Raw genomic sequence first — 18,654 nt, 5'->3', positions numbered from 1 at the left:
TCGAGAACGAGGAGCGGACATGCCCACACCCACCCTGGAGCAGTGGCGGGAGCAGGTACGCCGATGGCTTGCCGCCACCCTGCCGCCCAAGAGCTTCGACCATGACGAGGAACTGGACGACTACGCCGTCTTCCACAACCTGCCCGACGACGAGGAGCGGGCACTGCTGGACCGGGTCCGCGCCTACCAGCGGGCGAGGTTCGACGCCGGATTCCAGGCGCTGACCCTGGCCGAGGAGCACGGCGGCCGCGGTCTGCCCGCCGCGTACGCGTCCGCGTTCGCACAGGAGGAGACGGCCTTCGCGGTGCCGCCGAGCACCGAGCTGATCAGCGTCACCGTGGGGCTGATCGGGTCTGCGGTCGCCGTCTACGGCACTCAGGAGCAGCGCCGGCGGTTCGCCCGCGCCTTCCAGCGGACGGATCTGCTGGCCTGCCAGCTGTTCAGCGAGCCCGGCGCGGGCTCCGACCTGGCCGCGCTGTCCACCAAGGCCGTGCGCGAGGGCGACGCGTGGGTCGTCACCGGCCAGAAGGTGTGGACCTCCGGCGCCCGGTTCGCCGACTACGGAATGGTGCTGGCGCGCACCGACCCCGACGTGGTCAAGCAGGCCGGGATCACCGCGTTCCTGGTGCCGATGGACGCCCCGGGGCTGACGATCAGGCCGATCCGGCAGATGAGCGGCGGGTCCTCCTTCAATGAGGTGTTCCTGGAGCAGGTGCGCGTCCCCGACGCGTTGCGGCTCGGAAAGCCCGGCCAGGGCTGGGAGATCGCCAACGCCACGCTGTCGTTCGAGCGGTCCGCCTCCGGGGCGGGCAGACGCCGCAAGGGCGGGTCGGCAGGCGACGTGGTGGCGCTGGCGCGCCGGCTCGGCCGCACCGGCGACCCGCTGGCGCGGCAGCGGCTGGCCGACCTGCACGTGCGGGCCGTCCTGCACGCCGCCACGGTGGACCGGGTGGCCCGGGCCACCGCCGCCGGGCGGCGCCCCGGCCCCGCCGCGTCCATCACCAAGCTGATGGCCTCGCAGACGCTCACCCTGACCGGCCGGGTCGCCGCCGAGCTGATGGGGTCGCGCATCGCCGCCGACACCGGCGAGCCGGGCACGTTCGCCTGGACCGGGCACCTGCTGGGCGCCCCCGGTTACCGGGTGGCGGGCGGCACGGACGAGATCCAGCGGAACCTGATCGGTGAGCGGGTGCTCGGCCTGCCCCGCGAGCCACGGGCCGACAAGGGCGCGTTCTCCCAGCTGCCCCGTTCCTGATGCCCCGTTCCTGCTAAGTGAGGACGGTGCAGACGCTGACGCCCGGGGCTCCGTACACGTGCGTGAAGCCCACGCGTGGCGAACCGGGCACCTGCGCGCCGAGAGCGCGGCCCTGAAGCTGCCGGACGACCTCATGGACCTGCCGCAGCCCGGACGCGCCGATCGGCTCGCCGTTGGCCAGGCAACCGCCGTCGGTGTTGACCGGCAGGCGGCCGTCCACCTCGGTGGCGCCCTCGCGCAGCAGCGTCTCCTGCTCCCCCGCCTTGCACAGGCCGGTCTCGGCCAGATGGATGATCTCCGAGCCGCTGTCGGTGTCCTGCACCTGCGCGACGTCCACCTCGGACGGGCGCACCCCGGCGCGGTCGAACGCCGCGGCGGCGGCGTCGATGCTGGGGCTGTGGTACGGCTCCGGCGCCAGCCATGGGGAGAACACCTCGAACGAGCCGAAGCGGCGGGTTCTGAGCGACAGCGCCGCCAACCGGACCGGCCGCTCGCACAGGTCGTGCGCCCGCTCCCCCGTGGCCAGGACGAGCGCCACCGCCCCGGCCGCCGGTGAACAGAACATGTATCTGGTGAGCGGCGGGTTCACCGGGGCGCCGTCCATGATCTCCTGCTCGGACAGCTCCTTGCGCCGCCAGGCCATCGGGTTGCGGGCGCCGTTGCGCAGCGCCCGCGCGGCCACGGTCGCCAGCGTCTCCTCCGGGATACCGTGCTCGTGCAGGTAACGGCGGGTCTTGAGGGCGAAGTACTGGGTGGTCAGCATCATCCCGGTGGTGGCGTACCACTCGCCGAGGCCGTAGGAGGCGGCAGGCCGGCTGAACGCGCCGCGCTCGTGCTTGTCGAACCCCACGACCAGGGCCGTGCCCGCCTCCCCGGCGCGCAGCGCGCCGGCCGCCGTGGCCAGGGCGGCCCCACCGGTCGCGCACCCGTTGCGCACATTGACGAACGGGACGCCGGTGAGCCCCAGCCGGTCGACCAGGGTGTCGGGCTTGCCGGCCTCGTTGGAGCCGCCGACCGCGTAGCCGATGTCCTGCCAGGCGAGCCCGGCGTCGGCCAGCGCACCCCGGCACGCCAGCTCGGCCATCGTGAGGCCGTCCACGTGCTCGTTGCGGCCGAACGGGTGGATGCCCGCCCCGACGATGTAGACGTCCTCTCGGGCGCTCACCGGACCTCCCCGTCCTCGTCGGCGGAGAAGGCGTCGGCGGAGAAAGCGAAGGTGTGCACCTCGGCGCCGTCCTCGCCGAGATGGGCGGGGATCGTGGTCAGCCGCACGGGGAGCCCGATCCGCAGCCGCTCGCGGGGGACGTCCAGCCGGGACTCCACGATCACCTCGCCGAGGTCGACATAGCCGACCGCGTACGGCACGAACTCCTCTCCAAGCCGCCGGTACGGGGGCTTGGGCTCGAACTCCTGCACCGTCCACGACCACACGACCCCGCGCTCGGGCAGCGTGTGCGCGGACATCGCCCCGGCTGGGCAGCACGGGCACGAGCCGCGAGACGGGAACGTGACGGTCGCGCAGCCGGGACAGCGTGAGCCGGCCAGCCGGGGCGGCACCGTCCCGGCGAAGAGGGCGGGATCCACGACCGCAACGTCCACCGGAGCCTCCCGGGGCCAGGGACTTACTGATGACGAACTTCAGTAAGTAGCACCTTAGTGCAACGGCCCTTGGATTACCAGGCGAAACGGCTGGTCAGGAGGACACCAGGCGCTGGGCGAGGTCATGCAGGGCCCGGCGTACCGAACGCTGCGGCAGGGTCGACAGCGGCCCGCCCTCGGCCCGCAGCGCCGACACGTAGATCGTCGATGTGATCATGGTCCGGACGGCCAGCGTCTGGGCGGCGTGCCGGGCGGCGGCGGACCGGGCGTTGCGCGGCTGCCGGTCGGCCAGGTAGTCGAAGGCCCGCTGCACGTGCCGCTGCTCGAACTCCTCGCGCATCACCCGCGCCTGCCCCGTCGCTCCGGCCAGGTGGAGCTGGTACATGCGGGCGGAGTCCGGGTTTTCCTCCATCCAGTCCCACACCGCGTCCATCACCTTGGCCAGGGTCTCCGGATCGCCCGGCTCGTCGTCCGCTCTGGACCGCCGGACCACCTCGTCCAGCTGGTCCAGGACCCGGCGCAGGGCGAGGTCGAACAGCTCCTCCTTGCCGCTGAAGTGGTAGTAGACGGCCGTCGCCGCCACCCCGGCCTCGTCGGCGATCTCCTGGATGCTCGCGTCGGCAAGCCCTGCCCGCCCGAACACCCGCACGGCCGCGTTGACGATGTGCTGCCGCCGCGACGGACGATGCGCGGGCTGCCGCTGCTCTTGCTGCGCCTCGGTCACGGCTCGACCCTATTCCAGCGAGATGACAGCTGCCCACCTGGCGGGCAGACTAGGCACACCATGACCATCTCCGCTCCACGCGCGGCGCACCGGCCCTCCCGCCGCCAGGCCGTCGTCGACGCCGCCATGGACCTGTTCGCCGTGCAGGCGCCCGACATGGTCACGGTCGCCGACATCGCCGAGCGGGCGGGCATGACGTCGGCGGCTGTGTACTACCACTTCGCGTCCAAGGACCAGATCCTGCTGGAGGGCGTGCAGAGCTTCGGCGCCGCGCTCATCGCCCACGCGGCGCAGGCCGCCGACGGGCTGCCGCGGGGCGAGCGGCTGGGCGAGATGCTGACCGGCGTCGTGCGCTGGATCGACCAGCACGAGGCCGCGGGCAAGACCTACTTCATCTCCTCGGTGGGCGTGAACCAGGACGTCGAGGTGGTGCGGCGGCAGCAGCGCACAGAGCTGCTGGACCTGCTGAGCAAGGCCACCCGCCGGGCGCGGGGACGGCTCGCCGCGGGCGAGGCCGAGGTGATCGGCGTCGGCCTGCTGTCCCTTCTGGAGACGACCGTCGCCTCCTGGCTGGCCAAGGACGTCACGTACCAGAGGCTGGGCCACCGCGCGTTCCTGGCGGAGGTCGTCGCCCTGGCCGACAAGGTCACGGGGATGGCACCGCAGTAGCAGGCGGCGCAGTAGCCGGCGGCGAGGTCACCCGGCGAGCAGGCGCAGCGGTTGCCGCAGGAGCCGGTCGATCGTGCGCAGGTACTCGGCGGCCGGGGCACCGTCCACCGCCCGGTGGTCGAACGTCAGGCTCAGCGTGAGCACCCGCGTGCGCAGCGGCCGGTCACCCTCCCAGGCCACCCCGTCCCGCAGCCGTCCGACCCCCAGGATCGCGACATTGCCCGGATAGATCACCGGGGTGAACATGTCGACGCCGTAACTGCCGAGCGAGGTCACCACGAACGTGGCGCCTTCGAGCTGGTCCAGGCGCAGCGTGCCGGCCCGGGCGGCGCCGGCCAGCTCGCGGGTGATCCCGGCCAGCCCGGCCAGCGAACGGCCGGCGGCGTCCCTGATCACCGGGACGATCAGGCCGTCCGGAACCGCCACGGCCAGCCCGACGTGGATCTCCTCCAGCAGGTGGACGCCGTCGTCGCGGACGGTGGCGTTCAGCAGGGGATGCTCGCGCAGGGCCAGCGACGCCGCCCGCACGACGAAGTCGTTGAGGGTCGGCACGGGCTGGCCGGTGCCGGCCCACTCCTCCTTGAGCCGGGCGCGCAGGTCGGCGACGCCGTCCATGCAGACCTCGTAGCCGTGGGTGAGCTGGGCCATCTCCTGAAGGCTGGCGTGCATGCGCTTGGCGATGGCCCCGCGCATTCCCTTGAACGGGATGACGCGTGTGCCCGTCGCCGTGGGGCCGGTGGCAGCCTCGGCCACGGCGGCGTCGGCCACGGCGGCGTCGATCACGGCGGCGTCGATGTCGGCGCGCCGGACGCGCCCGCCTACGCCGGTGCCGTTGACGGCGGCCAGGTCGACGCCGCGTTCGCTGGCGTAGCGGCGTACGAGCGGCCCGGACACCACGGCGCCGTCGGCCTGTGGGGCGGGGGCGTCCGCCTGGGCGGCCACGTAGTCCTCGACGTCCTCGGAGACCACCCGGCCCCCGGGCCCGGTGCCGCGCAGCGCGGCCAGGTCCACGCCGTGGGCGGCCGCGACCCGGCGGGCGTTGGGTGAGGCGAACAACCTCCCCACCTGCACCGTGACGGAGTCCTGTGGCTCCTGCGGGTCCTGGGCGAGCGGTGGCACGGCCGAGTCCAGGGTCCCCGAGGCCGGGGTCGGCGACGCCGGGATCGGTTCGCCGCCGGCCAGCAGCCAGCCGATGACCGTGCCGGGGGCCAGCGTGACACCGACCTCCACGGCCGGGTGGAAGACGCCCTCACCCTCCGCCTCCACGTCGATGTCCACCTTGTCGGTGGTCATGCGCAGCAGCGGGTCACCCACCCGCACCGGATCGCCCGGCGCGGCGAGCCACTCCTCGATCGTGCCTTCCTGCATGGTCAGGCCCAGTTTGGGCAGCAGCACCTCGGTCGCCATGCGGTCACTTCCGCTCAAGGAGGCGGCGGCAGCCGGCGGCGATCCGCTCGGCGTCCGGCACGTACGCCTTTTCCAGCACGGGGGCGAACGGCACCGGCGAGAACGGGGCGCCGAGCCGGAGAACCGGGGCGTCGAGATGGTCGAACACCTGGTCCTGGATCTGTGCGGCGATCTCCGCGCCGATACCCCCGAACGTCACGGCCTCGTGGGTGACGAGCACGCGGTTGGTCTTGCGCACCGACTCCAGCACCGTGCCGATGTCCAGCGGCTGCACGGTGCGCAGGTCGATCACCTCCGCCTGGACGCCGGTCCGGGCCAGTTCCTCGGCGGCCTTGACGGCCTCGTCCCGCATCCGGCCGACGGTGACGATGGTGACGTCGTCTCCGCCGCGCACCACGTCGGCCTTGCCCAGCGGCACCTCGTAGATCTCCTCGGGTACCTCGCCCTTGGCGCCGAGCAGGACCTTGTTCAGCATCACCACCACCGGGTCGCCGTCGCGGACGGCGGCGACGATGAGCCCTTTGGCGTCGTAGGGGGTGGCGGGCATGCACACCTTGAGACCCGGGATGTGCGCCAGCCACGCCTCCAGGCTCTGGCTGTGCTGTGCCGCCGCACCCAGGCCGGCGCCCGAGGCGGTGGTGATGGTCAGCGGGACCGAGACGGCGCCGCCGTACATGTACTTCATCTTGGCCGCCTGGTTGACCACTTGGTCGAGGCAGACGCCGAGGAAGTCCATGAACATCAGGTCGATCACCGGCCGCAGGCCGCGGGCCGCCGCGCCCACGCCCAGCCCGACCAGCGCCATCTCGGCGATCGGGGTGTCCACGACGCGGCGCGGCCCGAACTCGCCGAGCAGGCCGTCGAACATGTGGAAGACGCCGCCGTAGCCGGCCACGTCCTCCCCGGCGACGAAGACGTCGGCGTCCTCTCGCATCGCCTGCGCCAGGCCCTCGTTGAACGCCTTGACGTAGCTGAGCTGACGCGTGACGACGGGTGCGGCGGCGGGGGCAGCACTGCCCGCCGAGAGGGTGGTCATGAGGCGTTCCCCGTGGTGTCAGTGGTGTACGTCGTGTAGACGTCGCGGAGCAGGTCGGTGTCCGGATCGGGGTCGGGACTGCGCTCGGCGTACTCGATCGCTTCGGCGATCTCCCGCCGGGTCCTGTCCCAAACGGCCTCAAGGTCCTCGCGGGTGGCGCGCCCGTGCTCGACCAGCCAGGACTCCAGGGCGTCGATGGCGTCGCGCGCCTTCCAGGCGTCGATCTCCTCCTGCGGGCGGTACGGGATGCGCAGGCCCTTGACCCCCTGGTGGTCGTAATAGCGGTAGGTCTTGGCCTCCAGCAGGGTGGGGCCGCCGCCGGAGCGGGCGCGGTCGACGGCGCGCCGGGCGGCCAGGTGCACCGCGACGGCGTCCATCCCGTCCACGATCTCCTTGGCGATGCCGTAGGCGTCCGCGCGGTCGGCGACGTCGGTCAGCAGCATGTGGCCGGCCTGGGCGGTGAACTCGGCGTAGCCGTTGTTCTCACAGACGAAGACCACCGGCAGCCGCAGCACGGCGGCCATGTTGACCGCCTCGTGGAAGGCCCCGATGTTGCTGGCGCCGTCGCCGAAGAAGGCGACCGCGACCCCGCCGTCGTCGCGGTAGACGCTGGCGAAGGCGGCGCCCACCGCGATCGGGATGCCCGCGCCGACGATGCCGTTGGCGCCGAGCATCCCGATGGACAGGTCGTTGATGTGCATGCTGCCGCCGTGGCCGTGGCAGTAGCCCGTGGCCTTGCCGAACAGCTCGGCGTACATCTCGCGGAACCGCGCGCCCTTGGCGACCGCGTGCCCGTGACCGCGGTGCGTCGAGGTGATCTGGTCGGTGTCGGCGAGCGCGCTCATCACCCCGGCCGCCACCGCCTCCTGCCCCACGTACAGGTGCAGGAAGCCGGGCAGGCGGCCGGCCTCCATCAGCCGGCCCGCCTCGGTCTCGAACAGCCGGATGCGGACCATGCGCTCATGGACGTCCCGGGTCACCTCGGCTGGCGGCGCCTGCCCTGTCAGGGGGTCGGTCGTTGCTGGTGGCACTGGTGGAAGCTCCTCACGCGGGGTGGCCCCGGCCCGGCGGCGCGAGAGGCGCGCGTCGTGCGGAGTGGGCGGACAGCCCTGACTTTTTTGTAGTCGACTTCAGTAAGTCTTGTCCAGAGCCTTGTCCAAGTTTGTTAACACTGAATACAGTTACTTCGCGCGGCCGGAGTGGCCGGCACGCCGTCCGACGAGGAGGGGCCATGGCAGGCGCACGGCGGATCCTCGCCATCACCGGCGGCCATCGCGTCGATCTCGACGCGTTCGGCGCCATGATGGACGCGGTCTGCGCCGAGCGCGCCTGGGCATGGGCCCACGCCGTGCAACCGTCCGCGCAGGGCTGGCTGAGCCCCCGGCATGCGGACGCCTTCGACGCCGTCGTCTGCCACGACCTGCCCGGCCTGCGTCTCGAACGCGGCCGGGCCCCGGAGCCGTCCGGCCCCGACCCCACCACCGCCCGGACGCTGGCGGAACTGCTCAACCAAGGGCAGGGCCTGGTCATGCTGCATCACGCGCTGGCCGGATGGCCGGGCTGGGAGGGCTGGGCGAACGCGCTGGGCGGACGTTTCCACTACGCCCCCGGACGGTTGCGCGGCAAGGACTGGCCGTCCTCGGGGACCCGGCTCACCCGATACACCGCCCGCGTGGCCGCCCCCGACCACCCCGTGTGCGCGGGCGTCGGCGACTTCGAGCTGGACGACGAGCTGTACTGCTGCCCGGTCTTCGCATCCGAGGTCGTCCCGCTGCTCCGCGCCGACGCCGATCTCGATCCGGCGCTGTTCGTGCGCACGTACGAGCATGTGCTGCACGGGGAGGAGGCGGCCCCCGACTGCACGGGCCACCCGCCGCCGTCCGATCTCATCGGCTGGGCGACCGTGGCCGGGCGCAGCCCTCTGGTGATGCTCCAGCCGGGCGACTCCGCCGCCACGTTCGCCCTCCCCCCGTACCGGCGCCTGCTCGGCAACGCCATCGCCTGGGTGGCCTCGAAGGCCGCACACCAATGGGCCGCCGGGCATCCGGCGCCCGTCGACCCTTCCCCGTGATCCCCGCAAGCCTCCGTAAGGCCCGCAAGCCAAAGAACGTCGGTGGCCCCGGAGGCCGCCGGGAAGGAGTCCGGTGTCCCGGAAAGTGATCGCCGAGCGCGCCCGCACGGCACCGGACGCGCCGGCGCTGGCCGACGACAGCGTGACGCTGACGTGGAGCCGGTTCGCCGACCAGGTGGAGCGGGTCGCCGGTGTCCTGCTCGGCCTGGCCCCCGGAGCCGGCGAGCGCGTCGCGGTGATCGGTGAGAACACCACCGCCACGCTCGTGGCGCACGCCGCCGGGCTGCTGGCCGGAGTGGGCACCGTCGCGACCTCACGCCAGCTCACCGCCCGTGAGATGGCCGACCAGTTCGCCGACGCCGGGGTGGTCGCGGCCGTCACCGGCCCGACGGGCCGCGAGGCCGCCGTCCGCGCCGGAGCCGAGCTGGGGCTACGCGCCGTGGCGGTGCAGGGCTCGCGGGCCGGTCAAGCCGACGGCCCCGTCGTCGCCTGGGACGACTGGTGCTCTGCGCCCGTACGCCCCGTGCCCGATGGGCGCCCGGCGCGGCCACCGCTCGTCTACACCTCCGGCACGACCGGCCGCGCCCGCGGGACCGAGGTCCGCTGGGCCGACCCGCGAGACCGGACCGCCGCCGACTACCTGACCGCGATCTCCGCGGGGTCGAATTTCCCGGACGGGCCCCATCTGGTCGTAGGTCCGCTCCAGCACAACGGGCCGCTCACCGCGCTGCGCCACCTGGTGTCCGGCCAGCCGGTAGTCGTGCTCGGAAGGTTCGACGCCCAGCGGTGCCTGAGCCGTATCGACGAATGGCGTGTCACCTCCTCGGTCATGGTCCCCACGCATTTCCAGCGGCTGCTGGCGCTTCCGGAGGCCGAGCGCGCCCGCCACGACGTCTCCAGCCTGCGGCTGGTCGCGCATACCGGCTCGGCCTGCCCGCCCGACGTCAAGCGAGCGATGATCGAGTGGTTCGGACCGGTGCTGATGGAGTCCTATGGGGCCAGCGAGGTCGGCACTGTCGCCAGGATCGACAGCCGTGAGTGGCTGGCGCATCCCGGCTCGGTCGGCCGCGCCGTCCCGCCGTTCGAGGCTGTCGTGGTGAACCAGGACGCGCGCCCTCTCCCCCGGGGCGAGATCGGCAGGCTCGCCTTCCGCGCACCTGACGGGCACGGCGTCCGCTACCACGCCGACGAGGCCAAAACCCGCGCGGCGTACCTGGCGCCGGGCCTGTTCACCCTGGGCGACATCGGATACGTCGACGAGGACGGCTACATCCACATCACCGACCGCTCCGCGGACATGGTGGTCTCCGGCGGCGTCAACCTCTACCCGGCCGAATGCGAGGCGGTACTCGCCCAACATCCCGGTGTTGCCGATGTAGCGGTGATCGGGGTCCCCGACCCCGACATGGGGGAGGCGCTGCGGGCACTGGTGGTGCCAAGTGACCCGGCCCTCTCCCCCACAGCTCTCGACGCGCACTGCAGGGAACGGTTGGCCGCCTACAAATGCCCCAGGACATACGAATTCGTAGAGGAACTGCCCCGCAATGCCATGGGCAAGCTCGACAAGCGCGCGCTGCGCCGCCCGTACTGGGCATCCGAGCGGACCATCGCAGGCTGACCCCGGATAGGAGAAACAAAAACGCATGACCGAGCTGCTACTCGTGAGGCACGCACTGCCGGAGGGTGGGGTGATGGATCCGGGGCTTTCGCAGACCGGCGTCGCACAGGCCGAGCGGCTGGCCGGCTGGCTGACCGGTGAACGTGTCGACGCGGTCTGCACGAGCCCCTACCAGCGCGCCCGCGACACCGCCGCGCCCGTCGAACGGCGGCTGGGCATGATCGCCGACGTGCTGGACGACCTGCGGGAATGGGACGGCGAGACCGTCCAGCCCGTGGTCTACACGCCACTCGAGGAGTTCGACCCGGGAGATCCGCGGGCCGTCGCCCTCGCCGAGGGACGGTTCGAGGACTTCGTGCCGGAGCTGGACCTGCCCGCCTTCCGCGGGCGGATCAGCCGGGTGATGAACCAGATCATGGACGCGCATCCGGGCGGCCGGGTCGTGGTGGTCTCGCATGGTGGACTGATCAACGCCTATCTCGCGATGGTGATCGGCGCGCCCCGCGTCTTCTGGTTCCACCCGGGCTACACCTCGGTGTCACGAGTCCGCCGGGTACCTGCGGGCCGGGTGGTCGTGGAGTCGGTGAACGAGACCGCCCACCTGGTCGCCGACCGGCGCGTCCCGGCCGCCGAACCCGTCCCCGTCCCCGGCTCCTGATCTGACTCCCGCCCCGGTTCGTGATCCGGCTCCTGCCCCGGGTCGTGTTCCGGGGCGGGTCAGCGCTCCTCGCCGACTTGGACGAGCATCTTTCCCACGTTGGCACCGCGCAGCATCGACAGAAGCGCCCCGGCGGCGTTGTCCAGCCCCTCGACGACGGTCTCGCAGGCGACCAGTTCGCCCGTGGCGAGCCAGCCCGCGGCCCGCCGCTCGAACTCCGGCCGCAGGTCCTCGTGGTCGCGGACGATGAATCCCCGCAGGGTCAGGCGCTTGAGGACGGCCTGAACGAGGTGCTGAAGGTCCTGCTGGTCGCGCCGGTCGCCGTACTGGGAGACCATGCCGCACAGCGCGACCCGGCCGCCCTGCCGCAGGGCGTGCAGGGCCGCCACGAGCTGGACTCCGCCGACGTTGTCGAAATAGAGGTCGACGCCGCCCGGCGCCAGCCGGGCCAGCGCGTCCTGCGGCCGTTCCGCCCGGTAGTCGAACGCGGCGTCGTAACCGAACTCCTCGACGACCAGACCGCGCTTGCGCTCGCCGCCCGCGCTGCCGACGACCCGTCCGGCGCCCAGCAGCCGGGCGAACTGGCCGGCCGCGCTGCCCACCGCGCCGGCCGCGGCGGAGACGAACACCGTGTCACCGGCCCGCAGCTCACCGGCCCGCACCAGCCCGACGTAGGCGGTGAAGCCGGTCGAGCCGAGCACGCCCAGCCATGTCCGCGGCGGCGCGACCGACACGTCCACGGTGGACGCGTCCACGGCGTCCACCACCGAGTGCTCCCGCCAGCCGAGATGGTGACGCACGTACGCGCCCGGCTCGATGCCGGGCACGCGGGCGACGATCACCTCGCCGATCGCGCGTCCGTCCAGCGGCTCGCCGGGCCGGAAGTTGTGCGTGTAGTGCTTCTCGGTGGCCTCCAGCCGCCCGCGCATGGACGGGTCGACGCTCATGTAGACGTTGCGCACCAGAAGCTGCCCCTCGCCGGGCTCGGGCAACGGCCGCTCCTCCACGGCGAAGTCCTCAGGGACCGGATCACCGTCGGGGCGCCGCACCAGGCACACCACGCGGGTGCGCGGCACGGTCACGGCTCCTGGGGGAGAGGGTTGCGCTTGGCCAGCCGCCCGACCCACCCGGCGACCTGCATGTCTGCGTGGCGCAGCTCGCCGGACTGCCACTGTGCTCGCTCGTCGAACAGGCCCCGCAGGCCGGTGGCCGGGTCGTACACCTCGACCAGGCCCTCTGAGGTGAGCCGGTACACCTGCTTGGTCAGCGGGTGGACGACCTCCTTGCCAGCCGACACCCTGTTCTCCCTGTCAGCCGACACCTTGTTCTCCTCGTCAGCCGACACCTTGTTCCCCCTCGGTCCGGCGGCGTACGCCGCGTTTGGTCACGGTCACGGGCCCGCCGGTGACGCGCAGCTGGCAGGCCAGCCTGGTGCGCCCGTCGACCGGCCTGCGCAGCGCCGCGATGCCCTCCCGCTCCAGCCCGCCGATCCCCGAGCAGTGCGCCAGGCCGTCGTCCACCTGCACGAAGCAGGTGCGGCACGTGCCCTGGCCGCCGCAGATGGTCGGCCACCGGTAGCCCTGGCGTTCGGCGGCCCGCATCAGCGACTCGCCGTCCTCGACCACGATCTCCAGCCCGGCCGGCTGGACGACGACCGTCCTGGTCACCTTTCCGTCCAGCGTCCCGGTCACCTTTCCATCCAGGCGTCCAGAGTGCGGTTGAAGTGCCGGACGCGGCTTTCCTGGTAGTTGCTCAGCGTGATGCCGGGCTTGCGCAGGGACTTCAGGCCCGTCTGCACATGCGGCAGGTTCTCGATGTCCTGGTCGAAGACCGGGCCGACCAGGCCGAGCTCGGGGATGTCGGCGAACAGCGCGTCATCCGGCACCCAGCGGATCTTGGCGGGCTTCGGCTTCGGCCCCTCCGGCGGGTAGGCGGACATGTAGATGATCTCCGCGATGCAGGAGTCCGGGTCCAGCCCGTGGGGCCGGAACCGGTAGACGATGTTGCTCTTCACGCCGCCCCACGGGTGGAAGTTGGGGAACACCAGATGGTGAACGGCGTCGAGCAGCTCGCTGTCGGATGTCGCGGAGTGGTCCCGCCCGGTCGCCGCGGCGAGCTGCGTGCGCATCTGCTCGGCCAGCACCGCGCGGGCGGTGCCGCCCTCCGGGACCTGGGGCATCTCCCCGTCCGCCACCTGCAGGTCGCGGCCCTGGGAGGCGGCGTAGAACGAGCGGGAGAAGTAGAACGTCTCCAGCACGTCCTGCTCGGTCACCGTGCCGGCGACGTGCGGGCTGGGCGCGCCCTGCACGTTGATCATCCGGCTCCAGTTGGGCTGGTCGGCGGTGGCGTCGTACTGGGAGTTGGCGTCGGCCAGCCAGGGCAGCAGCTGCGGATGCGTCGCGATGACGTGGAAGGACTCGATGAACGCGTCCTGGGCCACCTTCCAGTTGCACGGAAGGACCTTGGCGATGTGCAGCGCCTTGTAGCGGTCCTCCAGCGGCCAGACGAAGTACTCGGGGAACGTGCCCAGGAAGTCGGCCAGCGGCTCGGCGGCGGTGTCCATGTTGATGAACACGAACCCCCGCCAGGTGTCCACCCGCACCTCGGGCAGGGTGAACTTCTCCGGCTCCACGTGCGGGAAGTCCCAGGCGCAGGGCAGGTTCTTCAGCGAGCCGTCCAGGTTCCAGGTGAAGCCGTGGAACGGGCAGCGGAACTCCGGCACGTTGCCGCCCTCGGTGCGCAGCTTGCGGCCGCGGTGCAGGCAGACGTTGACGAACGCGCGGATGTCCCTGCCGTGCTCGTCGGGCCGGGTGCGCACGATAAGGACCGAGTCAGTGCCGATCTCGTAGACCTCGTGGTCGCCGACCTCGGGGATCTCGTCCTCCAGGCAGGCGAACTGCCAGACCCGCCGCCAGAGCCGCTCTTGCTCCAGCCGGGCCCACTCGGGGGAGACGAACCGCTCGACGTCGATGTCCTCGCTGCCAAGAAAGTCATTGGCTTCGTAGCGCAGCACCGCGGGCACCGGGCGGCTGTCCCGGTCGAGATAGTCCTGGACGCTCGGCCCGGGGCAGCGGGCCGAGCCCGGCGCCTGCGGAGTGTTCATCGGTTCTCCTTCGCCGAAACAACTATAGATTGATTCTAGTAAGTAGTGGCCATCCAGTCGACGCACCGGGCGAGCACCGTCTGGAACTGCGGGACGTCCCAGCTCCCCCGGTCGGTCCGCCCGGTGTCGTCCACGCCGAGGTCCTGCACGTCGAACCGGCCCCGGCAGTGCCCGAGGGTGAGGTAGCAGACCGTGCCGGCCCCATGTCGCCGCAGGTAGAGGACGGGCCGCAGCGGATCGCCATGGTGATGGCCCTCCTCGAAGCCCGGGCACGGCCCGTCGAAGGTGGTGTGCAGCAGGATCTGGAGCGGCCCGTGCAACCTGCTGACGTACAGCTCGTCTCGCACCTCGAAGGGCTCGATGCCCGCCACCAGGGGATGCGCCGGGTCGGTGACCTCGACGCGGTAGGGGACGATCTTGGGATGCCCCAGAAAGCGGCTGCCCAGCACCGTCTCGACCTGCCCGAACTCCGGAGGTGTGCGGAAGATGCGAGGGCCGCCGTCCGGCGGGGCGTCGATGGCCGCGTTGGTGCCGTGCAGCGCGAGCCAGCGGCCCCCACGCGCGACGAACTCGGTGAGGGCGTCCTGCTGCGAGGGCGTCGGCCGCACGTCGCAGGTGTAGGTGACCAGGAGGTCCGCCGTGTCCAGGGGCGCGTTCAGGGCTCCGCCGAAGCCGTAGTCCTCGAAGACCCTGGTGCGCACGCGTTCGTGCCGCGCCAGCTCCGCCAGCAGGCGGAGCCGGGCGTGGTCGAAGTCGTGCCAGCGCCCGCCGCACACCAGGACCGCGTCGAGCCTGCCGCCGGGACCCACCGGGCCGTCCTAGTACTGGACGCGGGTGAGGAGCCCGCCGTCGACCACGAAGTTCGCCCCGACCACGAAGGCGGCCCGGGGGCTGGCCAGGAAGGCCACCGCGTTGGCCACGTCCTCGGCGGCTCCGTACCGGCCGATCGGCAGCTTGCCCAGCACTTCCTCGTACACCGCGGGCCTCGCCTGCCTGATCTGCTCCCACGGGCCGCCGGGAAAGTCGATCGGCCCCGGCGAGACGGTGTTGACCCGGATGCCCTTGGGGGCGAGCGAGTGCGCCAGGGCGGAGGCGTGTTGCACGACCGCCGCCTTGACCGCCGAGTACGGGGTGGGACCGGCCGGGCGGGCGGTGTCGGAGGCGTTGGTCGTGCCGATCGCCACGATGGCGGCCGAATCGCTGCGCTCGAGATGCGGCACGGCGGCCGCAGCGAGCTCGGCGAAAGCCAGCAGGTCGGCGCGGAAGCTCTGCTCCCAGGCATCCTCGCCCTTGGTGTTGCCGGCCGACACGTTGGACACCACGATGTCGAGGCCGCCGAGCCGATCGGCCGCGGTGTCCACGAAGCCTCTGAGCGCCGCGACGTCGCTCACGTCCACGGCCTCGGCCACGATCGCGGCGCCATGACGCTGGAGAGGGCCCGCCTCAAGCTCGGCGCGCGCCTTGTCCAGGTCCTCGGGCCCCCGGGCGCACAGGGCCAGCGAGCATCCCTCCGCGGCTAGGGCCTCGGCGATGGCGCGGCCGATGCCACGGCTCGCCCCGGTCACCAGCGCCCTGCGGCCGGCCAGTCCGAGATCCATCGTCGCCTCCTCGCTAGTTACTTATGAGAGACTCTAGTAACTAGCGGGGCAGACGTCCAGCCCCACAAGTTCATGCACTCGATCTCAGTCTTCACCGTTCCGCGAACGGCAGTCCTCACAGGTCAACGCGACGAATTCTCGATCAGTAACTAGATACTGGATTTAGTTTCTAGTGCTTCAAACCGTTGCACAGTCGTTGTGACTGAGGTCATACTCATCGCCGACGCGCCCCGCACATTCCGCCCGACGTGGAGAACCGTCCCCGCGCCCGACGTGGAGAACCGTCGCCGCTCACCGCACCGCTAGGGAGCCATCCGTGCAACTACAAGGACAGGTCGCCGTCATCACCGGGGGCACCCGGGGAATCGGCTTCGGCATCGCCCGGGCGTTCGCGGCCCAGGGCGCCAAGGTCGTCATGGGCGGCCGGTCGGAGGACAAGGGCAAGCAGGCGCTCGACGAGCTCGACGCGGGCGACGACGCCGCCTTCCAGCGCTGTGACGTGCGCGTCCGGGAACAGGTCGAGGACCTGGTCGACTTCGCGGCCCGCCTCTACGGGCGGCTGGACATCATGGTCAACAACGCCGGCGGCTCCGATGGCTTCGCACTCGTCCACGAGCTCGGCGACGAGGCGTGGGACAACGCCCTGGCCCTCAACCTCAACGCGACCTTCTGGGGCACCCGCCGGGCCCTGCGCCACATGGTCGCGGCCTCCCACGGCCGGATCATCAACATCTCCTCCGTGGAGGGCAAGCAGGCCACCAAGGCGGCGATCAGCCACTACATCACCAACAAGCACGCCATCAACGGCTTCACCAAGGCGGTCGCGTTCGAGTACGGGCCGATGGGCGTCACCAGCAACGCCATCTGCCCGGGGGCAGTGGAGACCGACCTGATGAAGGAGGCCGGACCGGTCGCCGCCGAGGCCCAGGGCATCACCTACGAGCAGTTCCTGGACGGGTACGCCCAGGAATCCATGATCAAGAAACTGAACACCGTGGAGCAGGTGGCCGCCATGGCGGTGCTGCTCGCCGGTGAGACCGGCGCGGGCATCACCGGCGCGCTGGTCAACGTGGACGGGGGGACCTCCGCATGGTGACGCGCCCTGAAGAGACCGCCGACTCCTTCGTCACCGACTGGCGGGTCAGCGAGCGGCTGCCGCACTACACCCGCGCCAACGCAGGCGAGGTCCTCCCCGACCCGGCCAGCCCGCTCGGCTGGACGCTGGTGTTCGAGCAGGGCCTGCTCAAGGGCTGGCGGCGCGGGTTCATCGACTTCGGGGTCGACCTCCCGCACGAGCTGGACGCCGACCGGCCGCAGGTCGCCGGGATGTTCGGCGGCTACTTCTACCTCAACCTGTCGCACATGCGGCTCATGGCGATCCGGATGGGCTCCACCGTCGAGGCGTTCGACGCCGCGCTGCTGGGCAGCCACCCGGACGTACCGCCGTACGAGCCGCACCCGGACGACCAGTCCGCCGAATGCGCCGAGAAGGCCGGCGCCGGGATCGCCTGGGCGATGACGGCCGAGGCGTTCCCGGAGATCGACGCTGACCGCGAGAGGGCCCAGGCCGCCCGCGACGCCCGGCCCGACCTTGAGGGGCTGTCCGACGCCGAACTGGTCGCCCGGATGCGCTCCTTCCTGCCGGAGCTGGACAACGCCTTCTACCGGCACGACTACAGCACGCTGGCCTCCACCGTCGCCCCCGCGGTGATCGGGCAGATCCTGGCCGGGATCGGACGCGAAGACCTCCTGCTGGAACTGCTCTCGGGCTGGGGCGAGGTCGATTCGGCCGCCCCCTCGTTCGCCCTGTGGGACCTGGGGCGGCGGATCGCCGCCTCCCCCGCGCTGACAGCGCTGATGGACGAGGGTGCCAAGGCGTTCGCCGCGGAGTTGGAATCGGCCGAGCCGGGCTCGGACGCCGCGGTGTTCGGCGAGGAGCTCGACCGGTTCCTGCACCGCTTCGGCTGCCGCGGCCCCAACGAGTGGGACATCCACTCGCCCTCCTGGGAGAGCGAGCCGGCGCTCGTGCCGGCCTTGCTGGACAGGCTGTGCCGTTCACCGGAGGACGCCTCCCCGCACGTCCGGCACGAGCGGCTGCGGCAGCGCCGGGAGACGGCGGCGAGCGAGGTGCGGGCGGCGCTGGAAGCCGACCCGGAGGCCCTCGGCGGGTTCGAGGCCGCGATGCGGTCGGCGCACCTGTTCATGCCGGCCCGGGAACGCACCAAGACCAACGCCGTCACGTTCATCAACGAGGTGCGCATGGCCGCCCTTGAGCTCGGCCGGCGCGGCGTGCGGGCGGGCCGGTTCGCCGAGCCGTCGGACGTGATGATGCTGCTGGAGTCGGAGCTGGACGACTATCTGACCGACTCGGACGGCCTCGCCGAGGTGATCGCACGGCGGCTGGAGCAGCACCGGTCGCTCCACGAGATCGAGCCGCCGTTCATCATCTCCCGCGCGGTGCCGCCCCTGTCGTCCTGGCCACGTCGCGACAGGGCCGTCGCCACCGCGCTCGCGCAGGGCGACCTGCTCACCGGCGTACCCGGCGGGCACGGCACCTACCAGGGCCGGGTGCGCGTCGTTCGCGACCTGTCCGGCCTGTCGGCGCTGCAACCCGGTGAGGTCCTGGTGGCGCCGCTGTCGGACGCCGCGTGGACGCCCCTGTTCATGGTGGCGGGCGCGGTCGTCGTCGACGTCGGAGCCACCAACAGCCACGCCGTGGTGGTCTGCCGTGAGCTGGACCTGCCCTGCGTCGTCTCGGCGACCGGCGCCACCGAGCGCCTGCGCGACGGGATGCTGGTCACGGTGGACGGCGACACCGGCCGGGTCACCGTGGACGCGCCGGCCCCCCAGCCGGCGACCGGCGCCCCGCTGGTTTGAAGGAACTGCTGGTCTGAAGGCACGCGCGCCGCGCCCTGG

At 72.0% G+C, this 18,654-nt stretch carries 19 protein-coding genes; 7 read left to right on the top strand and 12 right to left on the bottom strand.

Features of this window, described 5'->3' with window-relative positions:
• The first annotated feature begins 19 nt into the window (after positions 1–19).
• Complete coding sequence (locus ACH34W_RS18340; protein ID WP_395962110.1) at positions 20–1,255, top strand: acyl-CoA dehydrogenase family protein; 1,236 nt, start codon at positions 20–22, stop codon at positions 1,253–1,255.
• A 13-nt stretch (positions 1,256–1,268) separates the two neighbouring features.
• Here ACH34W_RS18340 and ACH34W_RS18335 read toward each other — a convergent pair whose 3' ends face one another.
• From ACH34W_RS18335 to ACH34W_RS18325, 3 genes are all read right to left on the bottom strand, one after another.
• A complete protein-coding gene (locus ACH34W_RS18335; protein ID WP_395962109.1) occupies positions 1,269–2,420 on the bottom strand; it encodes a thiolase family protein in 1,152 nt (383 codons plus the stop codon).
• On the bottom strand, positions 2,417–2,854 hold the full coding sequence (locus tag ACH34W_RS18330; RefSeq protein WP_395962108.1) for a Zn-ribbon domain-containing OB-fold protein: 438 nt from the start codon (positions 2,852–2,854) through the stop codon (positions 2,417–2,419). Before ACH34W_RS18330 ends, ACH34W_RS18335 begins: the two co-directional genes overlap by 4 nt.
• A 94-nt stretch (positions 2,855–2,948) precedes the next feature.
• Positions 2,949–3,578, bottom strand: coding sequence for a TetR/AcrR family transcriptional regulator (locus tag ACH34W_RS18325; RefSeq protein WP_395962107.1), 630 nt, complete (start codon positions 3,576–3,578; stop codon positions 2,949–2,951).
• Positions 3,579–3,638: 60 nt separating this feature from the next.
• Between ACH34W_RS18325 and ACH34W_RS18320 the strand changes: the two genes are divergently transcribed.
• Positions 3,639–4,247 carry a TetR/AcrR family transcriptional regulator gene (locus tag ACH34W_RS18320; RefSeq protein WP_395962106.1) on the top strand — a complete coding sequence of 203 codons (609 nt, stop codon included), beginning with the start codon at positions 3,639–3,641 and terminating at the stop codon, positions 4,245–4,247.
• A gap of 27 nt (positions 4,248–4,274) precedes the next feature.
• Here the strand turns inward: ACH34W_RS18320 and ACH34W_RS18315 are convergent, their stop codons facing one another.
• The 3 genes from ACH34W_RS18315 to ACH34W_RS18305 are packed head-to-tail and all read right to left on the bottom strand — an operon-like array spanning position 4,275 to position 7,721.
• Positions 4,275–5,654 carry a 2-oxo acid dehydrogenase subunit E2 gene (locus ACH34W_RS18315; protein ID WP_395962105.1) on the bottom strand — a complete coding sequence of 460 codons (1,380 nt, stop codon included), beginning with the start codon at positions 5,652–5,654 and terminating at the stop codon, positions 4,275–4,277.
• 4 nt (positions 5,655–5,658) lie between these two features.
• Positions 5,659–6,690 (bottom strand): alpha-ketoacid dehydrogenase subunit beta, encoded by a 1,032-nt coding sequence (locus tag ACH34W_RS18310; protein WP_395962104.1) that lies wholly within the window; start codon positions 6,688–6,690, stop codon positions 5,659–5,661.
• Positions 6,687–7,721, bottom strand: coding sequence for a thiamine pyrophosphate-dependent dehydrogenase E1 component subunit alpha (locus ACH34W_RS18305; protein ID WP_395962103.1), 1,035 nt, complete (start codon positions 7,719–7,721; stop codon positions 6,687–6,689). The genes ACH34W_RS18310 and ACH34W_RS18305 overlap by 4 nt, the downstream gene beginning before the upstream one ends.
• A 200-nt stretch (positions 7,722–7,921) precedes the next feature.
• Between ACH34W_RS18305 and ACH34W_RS18300 the strand changes: the two genes are divergently transcribed.
• The 3 genes from ACH34W_RS18300 to ACH34W_RS18290 all read left to right on the top strand — a co-directional run bounded on the left by ACH34W_RS18300 (position 7,922) and on the right by ACH34W_RS18290 (position 11,037).
• Positions 7,922–8,761, top strand: a complete 840-nt coding sequence (locus ACH34W_RS18300) for a ThuA domain-containing protein (RefSeq protein WP_395962102.1) — start codon at positions 7,922–7,924, stop codon at positions 8,759–8,761.
• A gap of 73 nt (positions 8,762–8,834) precedes the next feature.
• The gene (locus ACH34W_RS18295) at positions 8,835–10,379 is read left to right on the top strand and encodes an AMP-binding protein (protein ID WP_395962101.1); all 1,545 of its coding nucleotides are present in this window, start codon (positions 8,835–8,837) and stop codon (positions 10,377–10,379) included.
• A gap of 25 nt (positions 10,380–10,404) precedes the next feature.
• Positions 10,405–11,037 (top strand): histidine phosphatase family protein, encoded by a 633-nt coding sequence (locus ACH34W_RS18290; protein WP_395962100.1) that lies wholly within the window; start codon positions 10,405–10,407, stop codon positions 11,035–11,037.
• 59 nt (positions 11,038–11,096) lie between these two features.
• Here ACH34W_RS18290 and ACH34W_RS18285 read toward each other — a convergent pair whose 3' ends face one another.
• The 6 genes from ACH34W_RS18285 to ACH34W_RS18260 are packed head-to-tail and all read right to left on the bottom strand — an operon-like array spanning position 11,097 to position 15,738.
• A complete protein-coding gene (locus tag ACH34W_RS18285; RefSeq protein WP_395962099.1) occupies positions 11,097–12,113 on the bottom strand; it encodes an NADP-dependent oxidoreductase in 1,017 nt (338 codons plus the stop codon).
• A gap of 2 nt (positions 12,114–12,115) precedes the next feature.
• Positions 12,116–12,358 (bottom strand): hypothetical protein, encoded by a 243-nt coding sequence (locus ACH34W_RS18280; protein WP_395962098.1) that lies wholly within the window; start codon positions 12,356–12,358, stop codon positions 12,116–12,118.
• Positions 12,359–12,371: 13 nt separating this feature from the next.
• Positions 12,372–12,728 (bottom strand): 2Fe-2S iron-sulfur cluster-binding protein, encoded by a 357-nt coding sequence (locus ACH34W_RS18275; protein WP_395962097.1) that lies wholly within the window; start codon positions 12,726–12,728, stop codon positions 12,372–12,374.
• Complete coding sequence (locus ACH34W_RS18270; RefSeq protein ID WP_395962096.1) at positions 12,725–14,140, bottom strand: SRPBCC family protein; 1,416 nt, start codon at positions 14,138–14,140, stop codon at positions 12,725–12,727. Before ACH34W_RS18270 ends, ACH34W_RS18275 begins: the two co-directional genes overlap by 4 nt.
• A 35-nt stretch (positions 14,141–14,175) precedes the next feature.
• Positions 14,176–14,949: a ThuA domain-containing protein gene (locus ACH34W_RS18265; RefSeq protein WP_395962095.1), complete on the bottom strand. Its 774-nt coding sequence runs from the start codon at positions 14,947–14,949 to the stop codon at positions 14,176–14,178.
• A 9-nt stretch (positions 14,950–14,958) separates the two neighbouring features.
• Positions 14,959–15,738: an SDR family NAD(P)-dependent oxidoreductase gene (locus tag ACH34W_RS18260; protein WP_395962094.1), complete on the bottom strand. Its 780-nt coding sequence runs from the start codon at positions 15,736–15,738 to the stop codon at positions 14,959–14,961.
• A gap of 316 nt (positions 15,739–16,054) precedes the next feature.
• Here ACH34W_RS18260 and ACH34W_RS18255 point away from each other — a divergent pair, with 316 nt between their 5' ends.
• Both ACH34W_RS18255 and ACH34W_RS18250 read left to right on the top strand, forming a co-directional pair.
• Positions 16,055–16,834 (top strand): SDR family NAD(P)-dependent oxidoreductase, encoded by a 780-nt coding sequence (locus ACH34W_RS18255; protein ID WP_395962093.1) that lies wholly within the window; start codon positions 16,055–16,057, stop codon positions 16,832–16,834.
• On the top strand, positions 16,828–18,615 hold the full coding sequence (locus ACH34W_RS18250) for a PEP-utilizing enzyme (protein ID WP_395962092.1): 1,788 nt from the start codon (positions 16,828–16,830) through the stop codon (positions 18,613–18,615). The genes ACH34W_RS18255 and ACH34W_RS18250 overlap by 7 nt, the downstream gene beginning before the upstream one ends.
• Positions 18,616–18,654: the final 39 nt, after the last annotated feature.

Origin of the sequence: Actinomadura sp. 6N118, from assembly GCF_044326415.1 — a bacterium.
Taxonomy (GTDB): domain Bacteria; phylum Actinomycetota; class Actinomycetes; order Streptosporangiales; family Streptosporangiaceae; genus Spirillospora.
The sequence above is the reverse complement of the archived record's forward strand: the minus strand, read 5'-3'. Positions and strand labels throughout refer to the sequence as shown.